Raw genomic sequence first — 19,070 nt, 5'->3', positions numbered from 1 at the left:
GAATAGAAAACGATTCTGATGATCTCAACTCAATCGTTAATCGCTCTCTTTATAGCCTATTTGCTTGGTTCTATCCCAACAGCTGTTTGGATTGGAAAAATTTTTTATGGCATCGACGTGCGTGAGTACGGTAGTGGTAACGCGGGTACAACCAATACTTTCCGTATTCTCGGAAAGAAGGCTGGAATACCAGTTATGCTGATCGATGTATTTAAAGGTTGGTTAGCTTGTTATCTTGCTCACTGGTTTTCAAATTACCCGCCAGAATCTATCCAGTTTGCTAACTTTCAATTATCCTTAGGAATTATTGCAATTGTGGGGCATATCTTCCCTGTTTTCGCAGGATTCAGAGGAGGAAAGGGAATTGCAACGTTATTTGGGATGGTGTTGGCTATACATCTGCAAGCCGCTTTATGTTGTTGCGTTATATTTCTGGTTATATTGATTTTTAGCCATTATGTGTCATTAGGATCAATGATAGCCAGTTTTTCATACCCTGTGTTAATGATTTTTGCTTTCCATGTAGGCAATAAGTCAGTAATTTTGTTTGGTGTTTGTGTGGCTGTATTGGTATTAGTTACCCATCAGAAAAATATTGAACGATTATTGAAGGGTAAAGAAAGCAAGTCATATCTCTTTAAGAAAAAAGTACAGAATTAAATTATTATGAAGTTAAAAGTAGTTGCACTTGTGGCTGCTATCGGTTTGTTTGAGGCCTGCTCTCAGGTTCCTTTAACAGGCAGAAGCCAGCTAAGTTTGGTTGATGAAAGCCAGATGCTTTCGTTAGCCCAAACCAGTTATACAGATTTTTTAAAGGAAAACAAGGTTGTAGCATCAACTAATAAAGATGCTGTTTACGTTAAAAAAGTAGGGAATAACCTGATTGAGGCCGTGAAAACTTTTATGAATCAAAAAGGTTATGGTGATCAGATCAAAGATTATAAATGGGAGGTAAACCTGGTAGAAAGCAAAGAGCTGAATGCCTGGTGTATGCCCGGCGGGAAAATTGTGGTTTATACAGGTATTTTACCTGTTGCCAAGGATGAAGCCGGTTTAGCTACTGTTATGGGACACGAAATAGCACATGCTATTGCGCGGCATGGGGCAGAACGTATGTCGCAACAAATGGCAATTGAATACGGTGCCGCAGTGGGTTCGGCTGCAACTTCAAAAAATGCACAATATCAATCAGTGTTTAATCAGTTGTATGGTGTTGGTGCTCCAATGGTATTGTTAAAATATGGTCGTAATCAAGAGTCGGAAGCCGATCGATTGGGACTGACGTTCATGGCAATTGCCGGTTATGATCCTAATAAAGCAATTGATTTCTGGCAGCGTATGTCGGCTTCATCTCAAGGACAACAAAAACCACCTGAATGGTTAAGTACACACCCTAGTGATGAAACACGTATTGCAGGTATAAAAAAGTACCTTCCAGAAGCGATGGGATATTACAAAAAACCATAACTCACAGAAATTGATAATAAAATAATACGGCCCGAGGTTTTGATCTCGGGCCGTATTAACTTATATCAAGGGCTTTAAATACCAGAAATACCTAATGTTTCCATAATTGCTTTTGCCTTTAGTAAACATTCGTTGTATTCTTTTTCGGCAACAGATTGATAGGTGATTGCTCCGCCCACCTGAAATGACAAATACTGGCTTTTCTGGTCATAAAGTATACTACGGATCACTACATTCAAATCGAAATCACAGTTTGGGGTAATATAGCCTAAAGCTCCCGAATAGACCCCTCGTTTACTTTCTTCCAAATCCTCTATAATTTCCATTGCCCTAATTTTAGGAGCTCCGGTCATTGAACCCATTGGGAAACAATATTTAATAGCATCGCTAAAGTCCAGGTTGTGATTTAGGGTAGCCGAAACTGTAGAGATCATTTGGTGCACCTGTTTAAAGGAATAGATGCCAAAGAGCTCTTCTACTTGTACGGATGCAGGCTCGGCGCAGCGCGTTAGGTCATTTCTAACTAAGTCAACAATCATTACATTTTCAGATCGTTCCTTTAAATCGTTTTTAAGTGCCGATTTAAGCGCTTCATTCTCTTCGGGGTTGTCACTTGTTGGTGCAGTGCCTTTAATTGGCTGAGAATAGAGCTTTTGCTCTTTCTTTACTAAGAAACGCTCGGGAGAGGCACATAGAATGTATTTATCATTCAGTTTAAAGAATGAAGAGAACGGCATTGGCGAACGTTTATTGAGCTTCATCCATGTGGCCACTGGATCAATTTCGGTTGATTCGGAATAAAACTCCTGGCAAAAATTCAATTCATAAATATCACCTCTTATGATGTGTTTTTTTATTTTCTCAACCCGATCTAAATACTGCTGTTTGCTAATTTTTGCTTTAATAGATACAGGGTTGAAGTTTGTTGAATTCGGCAAGTCGAAGCTTTCAATTTTCTTTATAATAGTATCCGCTGATATTGTATCATCATTTGAAATGATTTGGATATCCTGGTCTTTTATGCAGATAATAAACTTCGGTACAAAGAAATAAGCGATTGGAAAGTTCAGTTGATCACTGTTCTCAGACTTAAGATCCTCCACTTGATTTTTTAGATCATATGAAAGATATCCAAAAAGCCATTGGCGATTTCGGGTTTGAAACTCTTTAAGCTCTTCTAAGTAGTAATTGTTACTTGCTAAAAGCTCATTTTGGGTACCTGCAGCAATAAGACAATCATAGGAACCATAAGCATCATCATACCCATTCGAATCGAGATAGCAACAGGCATTAAAAGAAGAAGCCCAATAAAGGGCTTTCTCTTTGAATAGATTTATGTTTTCGGTTTTAAACAAAATCAAAACGATAAATTATGAACCAAACGGTTGTTCTTATTTTAAGATCAATGTTTGAACACGGTCAGGTCCAACTGATAAGTATTTAATTGGAACTTCCAGTTCTTTCTCTAAATAATCGATATACGCTTTTAGTTTAGCCGGAATTTGCTCAGGCTTGGTGATTCCGGTCAAATCTTCATGCCATCCATCCAGTTCTTTTAAAACAGGAATGGCTTCTACGGTATTGATATCATACGGCATGTAGTCGATCTTCTCTCCGTTATATTGATAATGAGTACAAACATAGATCTTTTCAAATCCACTCAATACGTCAGCTTTGGTCATTACTAATTCAGTAGCTCCATTTAACATGATAGCATACTTAAGTGCAGGCAGGTCAATCCAACCGGTACGGCGAGCACGGCCTGTAGTGGCACCAAATTCGTGACCAATACGACGTAATTCTTCGCCTGTTTGGTCATTTAGTTCAGTAGGGAAAGGGCCTCCGCCAACACGGGTACAGTATGCTTTGAAAATACCAATAACCGCACCAATACGGTTAGGCGCAACGCCTAGTCCAGTACACGCTCCAGCTGTGGTAGTGTTTGAAGAGGTTACATAAGGATATGAACCAAAGTCTACATCCAGCATTGTTCCTTGTGCGCCTTCAGCCAATACTTTCTTACCTGATTTTAGGTAATCGTTTACCAGATGCTCTACATCAACCTGAGGAATCTGTTTTAACAGTTTTAAGGCCTCAAAGAATTTGGCTTCGCGCTCAGCTAAATCAGAATAGTCAAATTTATACTGATCTAAAATACCTAAATGCTGTGCTTTAATGCGTTGATATTTTTGGTCGAAATCCGCTAACATGGTATCCCCAACACGAATTCCTTTACGTCCGATTTTATCAGTATAAGTAGGGCCAATACCTTTTAATGTTGAACCGATTTTTTTATCACCCATGTTGCTTTCATAAGCAGCATCAAGTAATTGGTGTGTTGGCAAAATTAAATGGGCTTTACGGGCAATCATTAATTTGCCAGTTTTAATCGGGTCATAACCGTTAGCTTGCAAATTTTCAATTTCGCGTTTGATGATAATCGGGTCGATTACCACTCCGTTACCAATTAAGTTTAAGGTGTTTGGGTTGAAAACTCCAGAAGGGATGGTATTTAAAACATATTTTTTACCATCAAATTCAAGTGTATGGCCGGCATTTGGTCCACCCTGAAAACGGGCGATCAAATCATACTCTGGGCTTAAAACATCTACAATTTTACCTTTGCCTTCGTCGCCCCATTGCAGGCCTAATAACACATCTACGCGCATAGTTGTACGAAAATTTATTAACAGTTACTGTTGTGATATAATAGGAAAAACTGATCAGGCGTATTTCAACAATACTGACCAGTTGTTTTTATTTAAGTATTTTGAAAATTAAATCAAGCGGTTTTGTTTACGTATGATTCACATTGGCCTCCATCGCGTAATCGAGTGCAGGCTCCGTATAGATTTAATGAGTGATGCTTGATTTCAAACTTTAGTAAGTCGCCCATCATAGCCTGGATTTGCTGTACGCGAGGGTCGCAAAACTCAACAACCTTACCGCAATCCAAACAAATAATATGATCATGCTGACGGTAACCATATGACTTTTCAAACTGTGCCATATTTTTACCGAACTGATGCTTGGTTACAAGATCACATGATACCAATAATTCAAGTGTATTGTAAACCGTAGCACGACTAACTCTATATTTTTTGTTTTTCATGTGGATATACAATGATTCCACATCAAAGTGATCATTACGAGAATAGATCTCTTCAAGAATTGCAAAACGCTCAGGTGTTTTTCGCAGGCTATTTTTTTCTAAATACCCTTCGAAAATTTTACGAACCGTTTGCGTTGTTTCAGCTGTTGATGGCATAATACTTTTTAATGCAGGTCAAAAATATCGTATTTATCCGATTTATATCAATTTTTTATTAATAAATCGCTAAAACTGACAGAAATACAATTGACTTTATAACGAAATTAAAGCAATTATGATTGCATTTGGTCGAACCTGTATGCACTCAAAACTCCTTTGGTATCACTTAATTGTTTGATAAGATTGTTCAAATGATCGGTATCATTAACATACAACATGATAGAACCTTCAAAAATCCCGTCGTGACTGTCGACTGTGATTGAGCGAATGTTTACTTTAAAATCGCTGGAAATTACTTTTGTAATGTTGTTAATTACACCCACATCGTCAATGCCTCTTATGCGGATACCAGCAAGGAAAGCGATTTCCTGCTGATTGGTCCAACGTGCTTTAACAATACGGTACCCGAATTTCGACATCAATTTTACTGCGTTTGGACAATTGGTGCGATGGATCTTAATACCATCACTAACCGTTACAAATCCAAATACATCATCACCAGGAATTGGGTTACAGCATGGAGCAAGCTTGTAATCCAGTTTGGTCATGTCATCTCCAATCACCAAAGTGTCATCCACTTTTTTCTTTATGCTTTTTACATAATTATCGAGTGATTGCGTTTCAATCTTCTCAACCGTTTTGTTTTCTGGAACCCGCTCAAATTCGAGGAACTCTTTCAAGTTGTTTTGGTCGAATTTTCCAAGGGCAACTTTGTAATAAAGGTCTTGAATACTTTGAATGCGATTATGGTTGGCGATTTTATGCAGCATATCATGGTTAAAGGGAATTTTAAGCGATTTCATTTTACGCTCTAAAATTTCCTTACCATCTTCTGCAATACGTCTTTTTTCTTCTTTTAACTGAGATTTAATCTTCGACTTGGCTTTGGCAGTGATTACAATGTTTAGCCAGTCTTCTTTTGGTGTTTGTTTTTGGGAGGTAAGAATCTCCACCTGATCCCCATTCTGTATTTTATAGCTTAGTGGAACCAGTTTATGATTCACCTTAGCGCCAATACACTTGCTGCCTACGTCAGTATGAATTTCGAAAGCAAAATCGAGAGCTGTAGCACCATTTGGAAGTTTAATTAAAGAACCTTTAGGGGTAAATGCAAAGATCTCATCGGAGAAGAGATTCATTTTGAAATCATCCAAAAAGTCGAGAGCATTTGATTCTGGACTGTTCAGCGTATCTCTTACTTTTTTGATCCATTGATCTAAACCACTTTCATTCGACGATTCTTTGTATTTCCAATGTGCGGCAAAGCCCTTCTCTGCAATTTCATTCATCCGTTGGGTCCTGATCTGAATTTCCACCCAGCGCCCTTTAGGTCCCATTACCGTCGTATGTAATGACTCATAACCATTACTCTTAGGGTTTGATATCCAGTCTTTTAATCTGTCTGGATTGGGAAGATAAAGATCGGTGATAATTGAATATGCCTTCCAGCAATCAGCTTTTTCAGAGTCTGGTGTACTATCTAAAATCACCCTAATGGCAAACAAGTCATATACTTCTTCAAAAGGTACACCCTTTGTTCTCATCTTATTCCAGATAGAATGGATGGACTTTGAACGACCTACCACGTCAGCCGTTAATCCCTGCTCAGCCAGCGTTGTTTGAATAGGTTCAATAAATTCTTTGATGTATTTATTGCGTTCGGCTTTACGTTCGGCCAACCGTTGAGCAATGAACTTATAGGTTGCTGTTTCGGTGTACTTCATGGCCAGATCCTCAAGCTCCGATTTTATTGCATATAAGCCCAAGCGGTGAGCAAGAGGAGCATAGAGGTATATTGTTTCTGAAGAGATTTTTAATTGCTTGTCGCGGGGCATATGCTCCATTGTCCGCATATTGTGCAACCTATCGGCCAGCTTTATCAAAATCACTCGCACATCATCGGCCAGAGTAAGCAGCATCTTTCTAAAATTTTCAGCCTGAATAGAGCTCGTATTATCAAAAACTCCTGAAATTTTAGTAAGACCATCAATTATTGAAGCAACCTTTTTACCGAATTCACGCTCTATATCTTCGAGTGTTAGATGGGTGTCTTCTACCGTATCGTGCAGTAATGCGCAAACAATAGATGTAGTACCCAAGCCAATTTCTTCGGCGCAAATTTGAGCTACGGCAATAGGGTGGTAAATATAGGGCTCGCCCGACTTACGGCGCATATCTTTATGGCTTTCCAACGACATGTCGAAAGCTTTGCGTATCAGTCGTTTGTCACCTTTTTGCAAGGTCGCTTTGCAGGCTCGTAAAAGCGTCCTATAGCGCTTTATTATTTCGTTCTTTTCGGCTTGTAGGTCTATTACCAATTCCTTCATAAATCAGTTAACCTGTTATGGAGTTAGCAAAATAAATTAATCATTAAGTGTGGTCAACACTGTTAGTTAAAGCGGAGTAGGTTGCTTAGGGACCGTAAAGTTATAGATTTTTTGTTGAAGTGTAATTGTTTTATTAGCGATAACAAAGATATCTAAGTAAATTATTACTATTACTTTATAGATATTTAGACATACTCAGATCAAGATAAATTTAGTTAATATACCAAGTTTTGTTGCAATAGTAAGTCTTAAAAATTGACAATCAGATGATTAAGTGTTTTGATGTTTTGTAAACTTATTCTGTTTAGGGTCGTATAAATAGTGTAGAATTGTTTGGTGAGAGCTATAGTGTTAAATTTGCAGACATTGTTACTATGATAAATCCATTAAAAATATTTGTGCTGTGCGTGTTGCTGTTTGTCGCTTCGGGGGTAAAAGCTCAGCAACAATGGATTAAAGGTAAATATGATACGATCGTCGTTCAAGCCTATGTATATAAAGGAGATACCCTACCTCATATTTGGTTGAAAGAGGTCATGGTAAGCGACCTCCGTATTTGGAAAAGTGACCGTCAGCGTGAAAAATACAATAAACTTAAGCGTGATGTATTAAAGGTATTGCCATATGCAAAGTATGCAGGCTACCGATACAAGCAGTTGGAATATCAGCTATTGTCGGCTAAGAATGAGGCCGAGCGTAAAGTGTTGGTGAAGCAATGTGAGGATGAAATAAAGCGGAATTTCGAACGGGATATCCGAAATATGACCATTAAGCAAGGTGCTATTTTAATAAAATTGATCGATCGCGAAACAGGACGCACCAGTTATACGTTATTGAAAGACTTAAAAAATGGATTAACTGCGTTCTTCTGGCAATCAATTGCTAGTGTTTTTGGAAATAGTTTGAAAGAACACTATGACCCGGTGGAAGATTTTGAGATTGAAAATATCATCCAATCTGTAGGTGATCCCGACTATATGCAAGCTTATAATGAGTACTACAAGTATTTATCATCACAAGGTATCAAATATTAAGGGTGAAGAGGTTTCACTTGAAAAATTCAAAGGCAAGGTTTTATTGATAGTAAACACCGCTACCGAATGCGGTTTAACCCCTCAACTTCAAGACCTGGAAAAACTATATGAAGAGTTTAAAGACCACGACTTTGAAATTTTAGGTTTTCCTTCTAATGATTTCGGCGCGCAGGAGCCTCGTTCTGAAAATGAAATCCAGGAATTTTGCATGGTTAATTATGGCGTTTCATTTCCAATGTTTTCAAAAATTCATGTGAAAGGTGAACAGGCTCATCCTTTTTATAAATTCCTCTCCGAGAAAAAACAAAATGGGAAAGTAAATTCAAAGCCATTGTGGAATTTTCATAAATACTTGGTTGATAAAGATGGCCATGTAGTTGACTATTTTCTGCCGGTAACAAAACCTCTTAACTCCAGGGTGACGAAAAAAATCCGATCATTACTAATAAAGTAAAATTACAACTGCTAAATCTAAACTCTTAATTCTATAATCTTAAATCTGCTCATGAAACTCGATATTTTAGTTTTTGCCGCCCATCCTGATGATGCGGAATTGTGTTGTTCAGGCACTATTGCACAGCATGTGAAAATGGGCAAAAAAGTTGGTGTGGTTGATTTAACCCGCGGAGAATTAGGTACCCGTGGAACCCCTGAAACGCGTGCAACTGAAGCTAAAGATTCCTCTGAAATATTAGGCCTTAGTGCACGTGAAAATCTTGGCTTTGCCGATGGTTTCTTTGTCAATGATAAAGCCCATCAGCTTGAAGTAATTAAAATGATCAGAAAGTATAGACCTGAAATTATTCTGGCTAATTCACTCGCTGATCGCCATCCGGATCATGGTAGAGGTGGACAGTTAGTGCGTGATGCTATTTTTTATTCGGGTTTAAGAAAGGTAAATACATCTTTTGAAGGTGAAATTCAGCATGAATGGAGACCTAAAACATTGTTTCATTATATGCAGGATCGTTTATTTGTTCCGGATCTTGTAGTTGGTTTTGGCCAGGAGGAAATGGATAGAAAAATAGCATCATTAAAAGCATTTAAAACCCAATTCTTTAATCCTGATGATAAATCAGGAGAACCTCAAACATATATTTCTACTCCAGAGTTCTTTGAGTCAGTTATTGGCAGAGCCCGAGAACTTGGGAAACCTGTTGGCATGCCATATGGAGAAGGTTTTGAGGTGGAGAAAATGATTGGGGTAAATGATTTATTTACATTGTTATAATTCAGTATTTAATACAAAGACAAAACCTGGCTCAATAGCCGGGTTTTGTCGTATACGATTATCCATAAAATATTGTAAATTTCTGTAAGGCACAAAGTCACGGAAATTTATATGAAATCAGGATGCTCTCTTCTCCTTTTGCTTTTGCTTTGTTCAATTGTTTCTAAAGCACAAACGATTGTTTACCCCTACAAGATAAGGGGACATATTGACCATGTTGGCAACGGGAAAGCCTACCTCTATTTTTATGATAAGAATAAGGGTTTAGGAATAGATTCTACTAATACCCAGGATGGCGATTTTGTGTTTTCAAGTGTTGTTGCCGAGCCTGTTATGGCATATCTACTAGTCAAGTCGGAGTATTATTCTTCTTCAAACTATAAAAAGCAATCACCTGTTCAGTTTTTTATCGAAAACGGCTATACTATTGAAATTGTGGGAAGATATAATGAATTGGAGAAGGCCCGTGTTTACGGTGGAGAAATCAATGCTGATTATGCGCGTTATTTAAATGCTACCCAAATAGTAAACGGAAAAATAGGCATTCTTAAAACGCAACTAAAGTCGGCAGATAACCAGCGTAAAAATGATCTGCTTCAAGACCTTAGAACAGCAAATAATCAACTGCTTCAGCAAACGGTTCAGTTTGTAAAAAAAAACCCTGATGATTTATTAAGTGTATGGCTTACGGGTAATGTTATTGCCCATAATTTTCCATTCCGAAATGTTGAAGAATGTTACTATGCATTAAGTGCTGACGTAAAACAGACAGCATGGGGAAGAAAGCTTGCTGCACAGTTTTTTGCCGACAAAACAATGGAAAAAGGAGTTAAAGCTCCTGACTTTAGCAAAAAAGGAGTGGATGGTAAAGATGTGTATTTGAGTGGGTACAGGGGGAAATACGTGTTGTTAAATTTTTGGTCGTCGTGGTGTGTTGCCTGCCGTGCAAATAATGCTCGCCTAAATGCCTTATCAAAAGAATATAAAGAAGAGAATTTTCAGGTAATTAATATTTCACTTGATAGTGATTTAGATCAATGGGTAAAAGCGATAAGAGCTGATCAGTTGCAAGGCGTTAATCTAAATGCATTTTTCAAAGACAAAGATGGAAAATTGGCCGTTAGCTATAATATACGCACACTTCCGATGCAAGTGCTAATTAGTCCGGAGGGAAACATAATTGATCGGTTTAACGAAACAGAAAAAGCAGCAAATAAACTTTCTACCTTAATTAAGCAAAGCGAACCTGCCCAATAATCTAAATAGTTGTTTTCAAATAGGAAGGGCCATAGCATGAAGTATCTGTAAGTGTTAAATCTGGAGAAAGTACCACTGTTGATTTTGTATTAAAAGAAAATGCAAATGCATTAAGTGAGGCTGTTGTAACGGGTAATAAGAATAAGTATAAGGTTAAGAATCCTTCATCGTCATTGCGTTTGGAAACCCCATTGGAAGAACTTTCACAAAATATTCAAGTAGTTACCAGTAAAGTTATTGCTGCTATTGAGGCTGCTATAAACCCTGAAAGAGGCACTTTTTTGGAAGCGGATTACCGCTACTTTGATAGCGAGTGGATATATTGAAATAAAAATGCCGTCTCGGTTTAACCGATACGGCATTTTTTGTTATTTGTAAACTTAAAGATCTTTAAGAATGGTTCTAACGGTTTCCATTCCTTCATCAATATGCTTATGTTCCATCATTAAAGCAGGGCGGAAACGGATTGATTTTTCACCACAACCCAAGAACATCGTATTGTATTCCATGCCTTTTTTAATGAATTTATCACGCATTTCTTTCGTTGGAAAATCAAATGCATTCATCAACCCACGACCACGAACGTTACTTACTTTATCCGAATGTTCCGCAATGTTGAACAAGTTTTCGTGCAGATAATTACCAACTACAACTGAGTTTTCGAGTAAATGATCTTCCTCTATAATCTGCAAAACCTTAGTTGAACGTACCATATCGGCCAAGTTGCCTCCCCAGGTAGAATTAATGCGGGAAGGAACCTTAAATACGTTAGTCTCAATTTCATCCACTTTTCTTCCGGCCAAAATTCCGCAAACCTGCATTTTTTTACCAAAAGCCAAAATATCAGGTCGAGCTTTTTCGCCAAAGTGTTCATGCGCCCAAAATTTACCTGTTAAACCTACACCGGTTTGTACTTCATCATAAATTAATAAGGCATCGTTTTCATCACATAACTCGCGTAATGCTTCTAAAAACTCTTTACGGAAATGGTTGTCGCCACCTTCCGATTGAATAGGCTCGGTGATAATGGCACAAATATCATCCGGGTTATTAATAAAAGCTTGTTTTATCTGATTGATGGCCAACTTTTCTTTTTCAATAACCTGATCATGTTTTTCATCGCTGTACGGAAAACTTAATTTAGGATTGACGATACGTGGCCAATCAAACTGTGCAAACCATTTAGTTTTATCGGGTAAGGTATTCGTTAAGCTTAAAGTATAACCTGATCGGCCATGGAACGATTGCTCAAAGTGGATTACCTTAAAGCCTTTCTCTACCCGATGTCCTTTTTTGAAGTTCTTTTGAACTTTCCAATCCATTGCGGTCTTTAAAGCATTTTCAACTGCTAATGCACCGCCCGAAATGAAGAAAGCATGAGGCAAATAAGAAGGAATTCCAACCCTTCCAAATGTTTCAACAAATTCAGCGTATTGCTGGGTGTAAACATCCGAATTTGAGGGGTTGATGAGCGCCGCCATCAACAGGTTTTTTTTAAACTCTTCATCGTTTACCATTTTAGGATGATTGTACCCTAATGGGACAGAAGCAAAACACGTAAAGAAATCAAGAAAGGTGCGATTGTATCGCGAGTCGTAGATGTAACAGCCTTGGCTTTTCTGAAGGTCAAAAATCATATCGAAACCATCAGCTAAGATGTGTTTGCCTAAGGTTTCGTGTACATCGTTAGGAGCGATCTTTAAATTATACATAAGTGACTGGTTTACTCAAATCTAAAAAAGAAATGGAAAACGGCCAAATAATGTTTTATTAAAGGTTTTTGAACCGAAATAAAAATCGGTTTAAAATGTTTAAAGTTGGTTTTTGAACTAATATTAATTTTGGTACATCATGAAAAGAGGGTAGAATTGACAATTATTGCTCATTGTTCAATCCAATTAGACCGGTAAGGCCTCCGGTATGAATAGTTAAAATACGGGAACCGGGTTTAAAATAATCCTTACTGATCAAGTCGAACAAGGCGAACATCATTTTTCCTGTATAAACATGATCGAGCAATAATCCGGTTTTGTTAAAATCAAAAAGCCAGTTAAGGTATTCGGTGTTGGTTTTGGCGTAACCTCCCTGATGATAATCGAGATGTAGAGTAAATTTGGGATCAGTACCGATTAATTGTTGAATGTCGGAATGTAGGAAATCAGCACCCTTAAGTACGGCTATTCCTTCAATTTTAGTTGAAAGGTTTCGTTGGAAGGCTCCCATGGCCAATCCTGCCAGGGTTGTTCCTGTTCCGCAGGCTAAAAAGATATGATCATACGGTTCGGGTAATTCATCCAATAGTTCAGCACAACCCGGTAGTGCCAAATTTCCGGCTCCTCCTTCATCAATAAAATAAGCATCAGGATCATTAGCAAAATTATTGAAGAAAAGCTGTGGCTTGTTCCGATATGTTTCCCTTGAAACAAACAAGAAATCCATGCCGAATTGCTGGCAGAGAAAAAGTTGATGGTTGAGTTTTCGAGGTTCATCGCCTCTGATAATGCCTGTAGTTTTAAACCCAAACTTAGCACCTGCACATGCTAAAGCCAGTAAATGGTTTGAATAGGCGCCTCCGAAACTTACCAAATGGTTTTTATTTGAGTCGCGAGCATCAGCGAGTACATATTTTAGCTTACGCCATTTATTACCCGAGATGAAAGGATGAATTAAATCATCACGTTTGATGTAAACTTTCACTTGTTTTTGCTCAAACAGATCATTTTTGAGTTCTTCCACCGGACTGAAAATGGGTAGCATGAATTTAAAGTTAGAAGTACGAAGGTAGAAGTACGATTTTGCAAGTACAAAGTTAGATTTGAGATTTTAGACTAAAAAAAAGAAGTACAATTGAGTAAGTCCTCAATTGTACTTCGTAAATCTAAAATCTAAAATATGGTTATTTCCAGTCTAAATTTAATCCGAACCCAGCATTAGCGGTTGGATATTTAGCCAAGGTGCCACTTGCATGGATCGTGAAAACTGCAAACTTCAAACGGAAACCTCCTGTTAAATTGGCTCCGTTACTATCATTATTGCTAAATTTTATTGGGTTTGTTAAAGTTTCATAGGTTTTAATTTTGGCATTATCCGGCCCAGTAACTCCGGTTGTTACAGGATATTTACCTAATAATCCCACTGTTGATTTGGTGCTTTGATAACCTAAGCCTCCAAATACCGTTAGTACTGAGATTTTTTTAGAAATTATTGCATTGGTCATAAATCCTTTGCTGCTAAATTCTATATGTTGGTTAGCTGTAGCAAGATTGAAAACATCGTTAGTTGATTTTGGTAGTGCGCCTTCATCCGGTTTCAACTCTGTTCCTTTGGTATAGGTAAGGTTAGTAAATGCAGCCATTACACTTAAATCAAACGGAAGCATTTTAATGACTGGTATCCATTGCTTCACATCATGTTTAACACCAAAGCCAATCATTTTAACATTTCCAGCCTCACCCATGTTGATTGATGGAATAAAGCGGATACCTATTTCAGTACCTTTTATTAAACCAACAGAAATTTGTGCCATTGGGGCCGGAGCAAAGCTAATTCCTGCTCCCTGAGGTAATCTGAATTTAGCGATCTCTTCATCTTGGTTTGTTGAAGGGTTTTTGCCGTAAAGTTTCACTTCTGGGCCTTCTGTATCTTTGCCCATCAACGTAGGAGAAACACTATTGTTCTGATCATAACGCAAGTTGCTCGAAAGTCCTAATGAATTCAAGTCGAACGAACGGCCACTTGAAGGAACGAAACTAACACTTGGAGTAATAGTGACGTCGAATCTTCCTAAACCGTGTGTTTTGGCAGTTTGAAACCATCCACTATTTAAACCAGTCCCGAAGCCTTTTAAGAAAGGATTCAAGTATGCTTGAGCAAGTTTTCCGGCATCATCCTTAGCTTTAATAATATTCACTACATCGTTTTGAGCAAATGCGCTTAAGCTGCAGAAAATGAAAGCGATAGCTGATACAAAAAGTTTAGTAAAAGTTCTATTCATGTGTTTATTGTTTTGGTTGTTTAATTGACAAAGCTAAAGTATAAAGTTTTAGTTAAAAGCGGATTTAATTAACATTTGGGTGAAAAAAAAATCTATGGGATTAATATAAATCAAGAGTCATAAGCAAATCAATAACAGTAGCGAAATAAGTAATTATCTAAAGCCTAAAATGACAAACTGATTTTTAATTTATCTTTGCGCCATGTTGGAAAACGAAGAGTACAGCGAAGAAGAATTTAATGAGCCGGAAGGTGCCGGTGATCTTTTTGAACACTTTCGGATAGTGGTTGATAAAGGTCAGTCGCTGCTGCGTATTGATAAGTTTTTGATGAACAGGTTGGAGAACGCGTCTCGTAACCGTATTCAAAACTCCATTGATGCCGGAAATGTATTGGTTAACGAAAAGGTTATTAAGGCCAGTTACAAGGTAAAGCCGGAAGATGTGATATCGGTGGTGATGCCGCATCCTCCCCGAGATACAGAGGTTTATCCTGAAAACCTGCCAATCAATATTGTTTACGAAGATGATGATCTGTTGGTAGTGAATAAGGAAGCCGGAATGGTTGTTCATCCGGGATACGGTAATTATAACGGAACCTTGGTAAATGCGTTGGTCTATCATTTTCAGCAATTGCCAACATTGCCAGGAAACGATGGTCGCCCAGGTTTAGTTCATCGAATTGATAAGGATACTTCCGGGTTATTATTGATTTCAAGAAATGAACGTTCCATGACTTATTTGGCGCGTCAGTTTTTTGATCACTCCATTACCCGAAAATACATTGCCTTGGTTTGGGGAGATATTGCCGAGGATGGTACAGTAACCGGTTACATTGGTCGCAGTGTTAAGGACAGACGCGTTCAGGATGTTTATGATTCGGAAGAAAAAGGAAAGTGGAGTGTAACACATTATCGTGTTTTGGAACGATTGAATTATGTTACGCTGATTGAGTGTGAGCTCGAAACAGGCCGAACGCACCAGATTCGTGCTCATATGAAAAGCATCGGTCATCCGCTATTTAATGATGAAACCTATGGGGGCGATAAAATTTTAAAAGGGACTGTTTTCGGCAAGTACAAGCAATTTGTGGAGAATTGCTTTGAACTTTTACCTCGCCAGGCCCTGCATGCTCAAACGCTTGGTTTTATTCATCCAACAACAAAAAAATACATTCATTTTGAAACACAACTTCCCGAAGATTTTAAATCAGCTTTGGAAAAGTGGCGCAAATATTCGGCACAACGGGAAGAGGAATAGAAAGATAAGTTCATAGTCCATGGTCGATAGTCAGTGGAAAAGAAAACGATTGATTATTGCCCATGGACACTGGTATTTTTTGATAACATAAAAAGATGAAAGATGCGACTAGGTAAATCCGAATTCGTCAATCCAAAATCTATAATTAAATGACTCAATTCATAAATTTTAAGGGGGAAATTATCCCTGAACAACAACCTTTATTCACAACAAAAAACCGCGCTTTCCGATACGGAGACGGCCTTTTTGAAAGCATTAGAATGATTAAGGGCGAGCTTAAGTTTTTAAGTTTTCATACTGAACGCTTGCAGTATGGGATGAAGCAGCTCATGTTTTCGAACTATAAAACTTTTACTGCCGATTTTTTAAACCAACAGGTTCATCAGTTGGCTAAAAGTAATAAGCTATTTGATAATGCCCGTATTCGTATTTCTGTTTTCAGGGAAGGAGAGGGTCTTTATACACCAGAAACCAACCAAGGAGCTTTTATAATCGAAATGCAAAAAATGGAGGAGTCGGCTTATGAAACTAACAAAAAAGGGGTGATCATTGACTTATTCAGTGGCGTTCGAAAAAATTATAACCAGCTTTCAGGATTAAAAACAAGCAATAGTTTACCTTATATTTTAGCGGCAATTCAGAAGCAACAAACCGGGGTTGATGATGTAATCTTATTGAATGATGAAGGCTATTTGGTTGAAGGAATCAGCTCTAATTTGTTTTTAGTAAAGAACGGCGAGTTTTATACGCCGGCACTAACCGAGGGGTGTGTTGCAGGAGTAATGCGTAGGGTGATGCTTGAAATGGCATTACATACAGGCTTAAAAATGCATGAGGTAAAGATTAAACCGGAAGCATTGCGCGATGCTGATGAAATCTTTTTAACCAATGCCACACAGGGCATTCGCTGGGTGGTGGGTTATCAGGAGAAGCGTTTTTTTAACAGTTACTCAAAAATGCTTACCGATATGTTAAATCGGTTTTCTATTTAAAACACTTTAGTCCTGCCACATGACCTTCTTTCGTTTAATAATGCTTAAGCTCTTGAATATAAGATAGGTGATGCTGACAATAAAGGCGAAAAGAGCTAATGCGAATTTTGCTAATATTAAATAATGAACCACTTCAAATACCTTTTCGTCGATCGGAAAATTGGTTAGCCATTTTTCATGATAGATGTTTTCAACCAGATCGAATATCCAGGCAGCTGCAGGAAATGTTATCAGCAATGAAAAGAAACGTTTCAAGAACTTTCCGGCTAGTAATGAAGCTCCGTGACAGCCCAGAATAATATATCCATAACAAAATGGCATGAAAAAATAATCGATACGCAGGCTTTCAATAACACTATCCAAGGCCTGTGGAGTCATGCAATCTTTTAACTTGATAAATTCGGCTGGGTTTTCAGTTGTCTGAACCTGTAGCATTGAAAAATTAATAAAGAGAGCGTTTGCAGAGCATTGTTCCCGCAGGTTAAAGTTTTGCGATAATTGGTGCAATTGAAAAAATGTGATGAAAAAACCTAATAAAGAAAGCAGTATGAGGTATTTTTTCATGATGTAAACGTTTCTTTTAAGTTACCCATTTATTGGTTCTTAATAAAAAGAAAGTAATATCTTTCGGTAAAATACAACACTACACAATGACCGATAGAAAACAATCATGGCTAAATCAGAATGCCATAATCATCTTCTTTTTTCTTGTAAAATTTACTCAGCTTTTTTTTACTTCTTCAAATTATGAACTTCACAGAGATGAGTATCTCTATCTGGCTGAAGGAGATCATATGGCCTGGGGATACTTGGAAGTTCCTCCATTGGTACCTTTTTTAGCTTTTTTAACCAAGAGTTTGTTTGGGAGCTCAATCACAGCAGTTCGATTATTTCCGACATTATTTGGGGCAGGGATAGTGGCCCTTGGAGGCTTAATGGCTCGTGAAATGGGAGGGAAAAAATACGCCGAAGTGCTGGGATGCTGTGTAATACTCTTTTCTTCAGCATTTGTAAGAGTAAGTATTTTATTTATGCCGGTAATTGTTGAGCTTTTCTTCTGGACCATTTACTCTTATTTGATCTTTCGTTATTTAAACCATCGATCTGCAAAAAACTTGATCTTTCTGGGAATCGCCTTTGGCTTAGGTATGATGACAAAGTACTCATCGGCTTTCTTCATTGTTTCACTTTTAATTGGCCTGGCTTTAACGAATGAACGAAAGTTGTTCATCAATCGTTGGTTTTGGATCGCTACGGCTATTGCCTTTATTATTTTCCTGCCTAACCTGCTATGGCAATACAATTATAATTTCCCGGTTGTGCACCACATGAAAGAACTACGCGAAACGCAGTTGATAAATGTTAATTGGGGTGACTTTTTAAAGGACCAATTGATAATGAACCTTACTGTTTTGCCAATATGGATTATTGGTTTGGGCGCCTTATTGTTTTCTAAAACATTAGCAAACTATCGTATTATAGGGCTAACTGCTTTTTTTGTGGTCTTTATTCTGATGATTTCAAGCGGTAAAAGTTATTATACCTTGGGTGTTTACCCGGTTTTATTGGCTGCTGGAGCAGTTCAAATTGAGCAATGGTTGATCGGAAAAGTAAGTTATTGGTTTAGACCTGCATTTATTCTCGTACCTGTTGTTCTATTGTATTTAATTCTTCCAATTTGTATTCCTTACCTGCCAACAACAAAAATGATTGCTTTCGGTAAGAAAATGGTTGCCAAAGGTATTGATGGGCCATGGCGTTGGGAGGATGGAAAAATTCATGATTTACCGCAGGATTATGCTGATATGTTCGGCTGGGAGGAGATCGCTAAAAAAGTAGCTGAAACATATCATTCACTTTCACCAGAAGAACAGAAGCAAACGATAATATTCTGTGATAACTATGGTTTTGCCGGTGCTGTTCAATACTATAATAAACGATTAAATCTGAATTTGCCCGAGGTGCAAAGCTTGGATGCCAGCTTTATGTTATGGACGCCTGCTGAGCTTAGGTTTAAAACAATGATTTATGTTGATTGGGTACGAAATAATGATGCAGGTGCATTCAAACTATTTCATTCGGTTAAACAAACCGGAGCCATGACTAATATCTATTCCCGTGAAAGAGGAACAGGAGTTTACCTGCTACAGCAGCCGGTTGATAATATTGATGAGCTTGTGAAAGGGGCCGTTAAACAAGAAAGAGCCTTTTTAGCAGAGAATTAAGCGAATAAAAAACG

General features: G+C 37.9%; 18 protein-coding genes. 10 read left to right on the top strand and 8 right to left on the bottom strand.

Features of this window, described 5'->3' with window-relative positions; translation table 11 throughout:
• Nucleotides 1-18: 18 nt before the first annotated feature.
• The gene (gene plsY / locus NF867_RS05090; RefSeq protein WP_252586520.1) at nucleotides 19-660 is read left to right on the top strand and encodes a glycerol-3-phosphate 1-O-acyltransferase PlsY; all 642 of its coding nucleotides are present in this window, start codon (nucleotides 19-21) and stop codon (nucleotides 658-660) included.
• A gap of 6 nt (nucleotides 661-666) precedes the next feature.
• Complete coding sequence (locus tag NF867_RS05085) at nucleotides 667-1,467, top strand: M48 family metallopeptidase (RefSeq protein WP_252586519.1); 801 nt, start codon at nucleotides 667-669, stop codon at nucleotides 1,465-1,467.
• A gap of 74 nt (nucleotides 1,468-1,541) precedes the next feature.
• Here the strand turns inward: NF867_RS05085 and NF867_RS05080 are convergent, their stop codons facing one another.
• The 4 genes from NF867_RS05080 to NF867_RS05065 form a co-directional block, all read right to left on the bottom strand.
• On the bottom strand, nucleotides 1,542-2,822 hold the full coding sequence (locus tag NF867_RS05080; RefSeq protein WP_252586518.1) for an anthranilate synthase component I family protein: 1,281 nt from the start codon (nucleotides 2,820-2,822) through the stop codon (nucleotides 1,542-1,544).
• A gap of 36 nt (nucleotides 2,823-2,858) precedes the next feature.
• Nucleotides 2,859-4,136: an adenylosuccinate synthase gene (locus NF867_RS05075; RefSeq protein WP_252586517.1), complete on the bottom strand. Its 1,278-nt coding sequence runs from the start codon at nucleotides 4,134-4,136 to the stop codon at nucleotides 2,859-2,861.
• Nucleotides 4,137-4,249: 113 nt separating this feature from the next.
• Complete coding sequence (locus NF867_RS05070; protein WP_252586516.1) at nucleotides 4,250-4,735, bottom strand: Fur family transcriptional regulator; 486 nt, start codon at nucleotides 4,733-4,735, stop codon at nucleotides 4,250-4,252.
• A 116-nt stretch (nucleotides 4,736-4,851) separates the two neighbouring features.
• Nucleotides 4,852-7,065, bottom strand: coding sequence for a RelA/SpoT family protein (locus NF867_RS05065; RefSeq protein ID WP_252586515.1), 2,214 nt, complete (start codon nucleotides 7,063-7,065; stop codon nucleotides 4,852-4,854).
• Nucleotides 7,066-7,439: 374 nt separating this feature from the next.
• Between NF867_RS05065 and NF867_RS05060 the strand changes: the two genes are divergently transcribed.
• The 5 genes from NF867_RS05060 to NF867_RS05040 all read left to right on the top strand — a co-directional run bounded on the left by NF867_RS05060 (nucleotide 7,440) and on the right by NF867_RS05040 (nucleotide 10,913).
• Nucleotides 7,440-8,099 carry a DUF4294 domain-containing protein gene (locus tag NF867_RS05060; protein WP_252586514.1) on the top strand — a complete coding sequence of 220 codons (660 nt, stop codon included), beginning with the start codon at nucleotides 7,440-7,442 and terminating at the stop codon, nucleotides 8,097-8,099.
• Complete coding sequence (locus NF867_RS05055) at nucleotides 8,056-8,553, top strand: glutathione peroxidase (protein WP_252586513.1); 498 nt, start codon at nucleotides 8,056-8,058, stop codon at nucleotides 8,551-8,553. The genes NF867_RS05060 and NF867_RS05055 overlap by 44 nt, the downstream gene beginning before the upstream one ends.
• 51 nt (nucleotides 8,554-8,604) lie before the next feature.
• Nucleotides 8,605-9,330 (top strand): bacillithiol biosynthesis deacetylase BshB1, encoded by a 726-nt coding sequence (gene bshB1 / locus NF867_RS05050; RefSeq protein ID WP_252586512.1) that lies wholly within the window; start codon nucleotides 8,605-8,607, stop codon nucleotides 9,328-9,330.
• A 111-nt stretch (nucleotides 9,331-9,441) separates the two neighbouring features.
• Nucleotides 9,442-10,587, top strand: a complete 1,146-nt coding sequence (locus NF867_RS05045) for a TlpA disulfide reductase family protein (RefSeq protein ID WP_252586511.1) — start codon at nucleotides 9,442-9,444, stop codon at nucleotides 10,585-10,587.
• 179 nt (nucleotides 10,588-10,766) lie between these two features.
• A complete protein-coding gene (locus NF867_RS05040; RefSeq protein WP_252586510.1) occupies nucleotides 10,767-10,913 on the top strand; it encodes a hypothetical protein in 147 nt (48 codons plus the stop codon).
• A 54-nt stretch (nucleotides 10,914-10,967) separates the two neighbouring features.
• On the opposite strand, the gene lat is transcribed toward NF867_RS05040, so the two are convergent.
• The 3 genes from lat to NF867_RS05025 form a co-directional block, all read right to left on the bottom strand.
• Complete coding sequence (gene lat, locus NF867_RS05035) at nucleotides 10,968-12,299, bottom strand: L-lysine 6-transaminase (protein WP_252586509.1); 1,332 nt, start codon at nucleotides 12,297-12,299, stop codon at nucleotides 10,968-10,970.
• A gap of 163 nt (nucleotides 12,300-12,462) precedes the next feature.
• Nucleotides 12,463-13,344, bottom strand: coding sequence for a 1-aminocyclopropane-1-carboxylate deaminase/D-cysteine desulfhydrase (locus NF867_RS05030; protein ID WP_252586508.1), 882 nt, complete (start codon nucleotides 13,342-13,344; stop codon nucleotides 12,463-12,465).
• A gap of 139 nt (nucleotides 13,345-13,483) precedes the next feature.
• On the bottom strand, nucleotides 13,484-14,581 hold the full coding sequence (locus NF867_RS05025) for a DUF6588 family protein (protein WP_252586507.1): 1,098 nt from the start codon (nucleotides 14,579-14,581) through the stop codon (nucleotides 13,484-13,486).
• 202 nt (nucleotides 14,582-14,783) lie between these two features.
• On the opposite strand from NF867_RS05025, the gene NF867_RS05020 reads away from it, so the two are divergent.
• Together NF867_RS05020 and NF867_RS05015 are read left to right on the top strand one after the other, a co-directional pair.
• A complete protein-coding gene (locus NF867_RS05020) occupies nucleotides 14,784-15,839 on the top strand; it encodes an RluA family pseudouridine synthase (protein WP_252586506.1) in 1,056 nt (351 codons plus the stop codon).
• Between the two features lie 149 nt (nucleotides 15,840-15,988).
• Nucleotides 15,989-16,831: an aminotransferase class IV gene (locus NF867_RS05015; RefSeq protein WP_252586505.1), complete on the top strand. Its 843-nt coding sequence runs from the start codon at nucleotides 15,989-15,991 to the stop codon at nucleotides 16,829-16,831.
• Nucleotides 16,832-16,837: 6 nt separating this feature from the next.
• Here the strand turns inward: NF867_RS05015 and NF867_RS05010 are convergent, their stop codons facing one another.
• Nucleotides 16,838-17,395 (bottom strand): hypothetical protein, encoded by a 558-nt coding sequence (locus tag NF867_RS05010; protein WP_252586504.1) that lies wholly within the window; start codon nucleotides 17,393-17,395, stop codon nucleotides 16,838-16,840.
• Nucleotides 17,396-17,481: 86 nt separating this feature from the next.
• Between NF867_RS05010 and NF867_RS05005 the strand changes: the two genes are divergently transcribed.
• A complete protein-coding gene (locus tag NF867_RS05005) occupies nucleotides 17,482-19,056 on the top strand; it encodes a glycosyltransferase family 39 protein (protein WP_252586503.1) in 1,575 nt (524 codons plus the stop codon).
• Nucleotides 19,057-19,070: the final 14 nt, after the last annotated feature.

Origin of the sequence: Solitalea agri (assembly GCF_023914155.1) — a bacterium.
In the GTDB taxonomy this organism is placed as follows: Bacteria; Bacteroidota; Bacteroidia; order Sphingobacteriales; family Sphingobacteriaceae; genus Solitalea; species Solitalea agri.
This window is presented reverse-complemented; position numbering and strand designations above follow the sequence as displayed.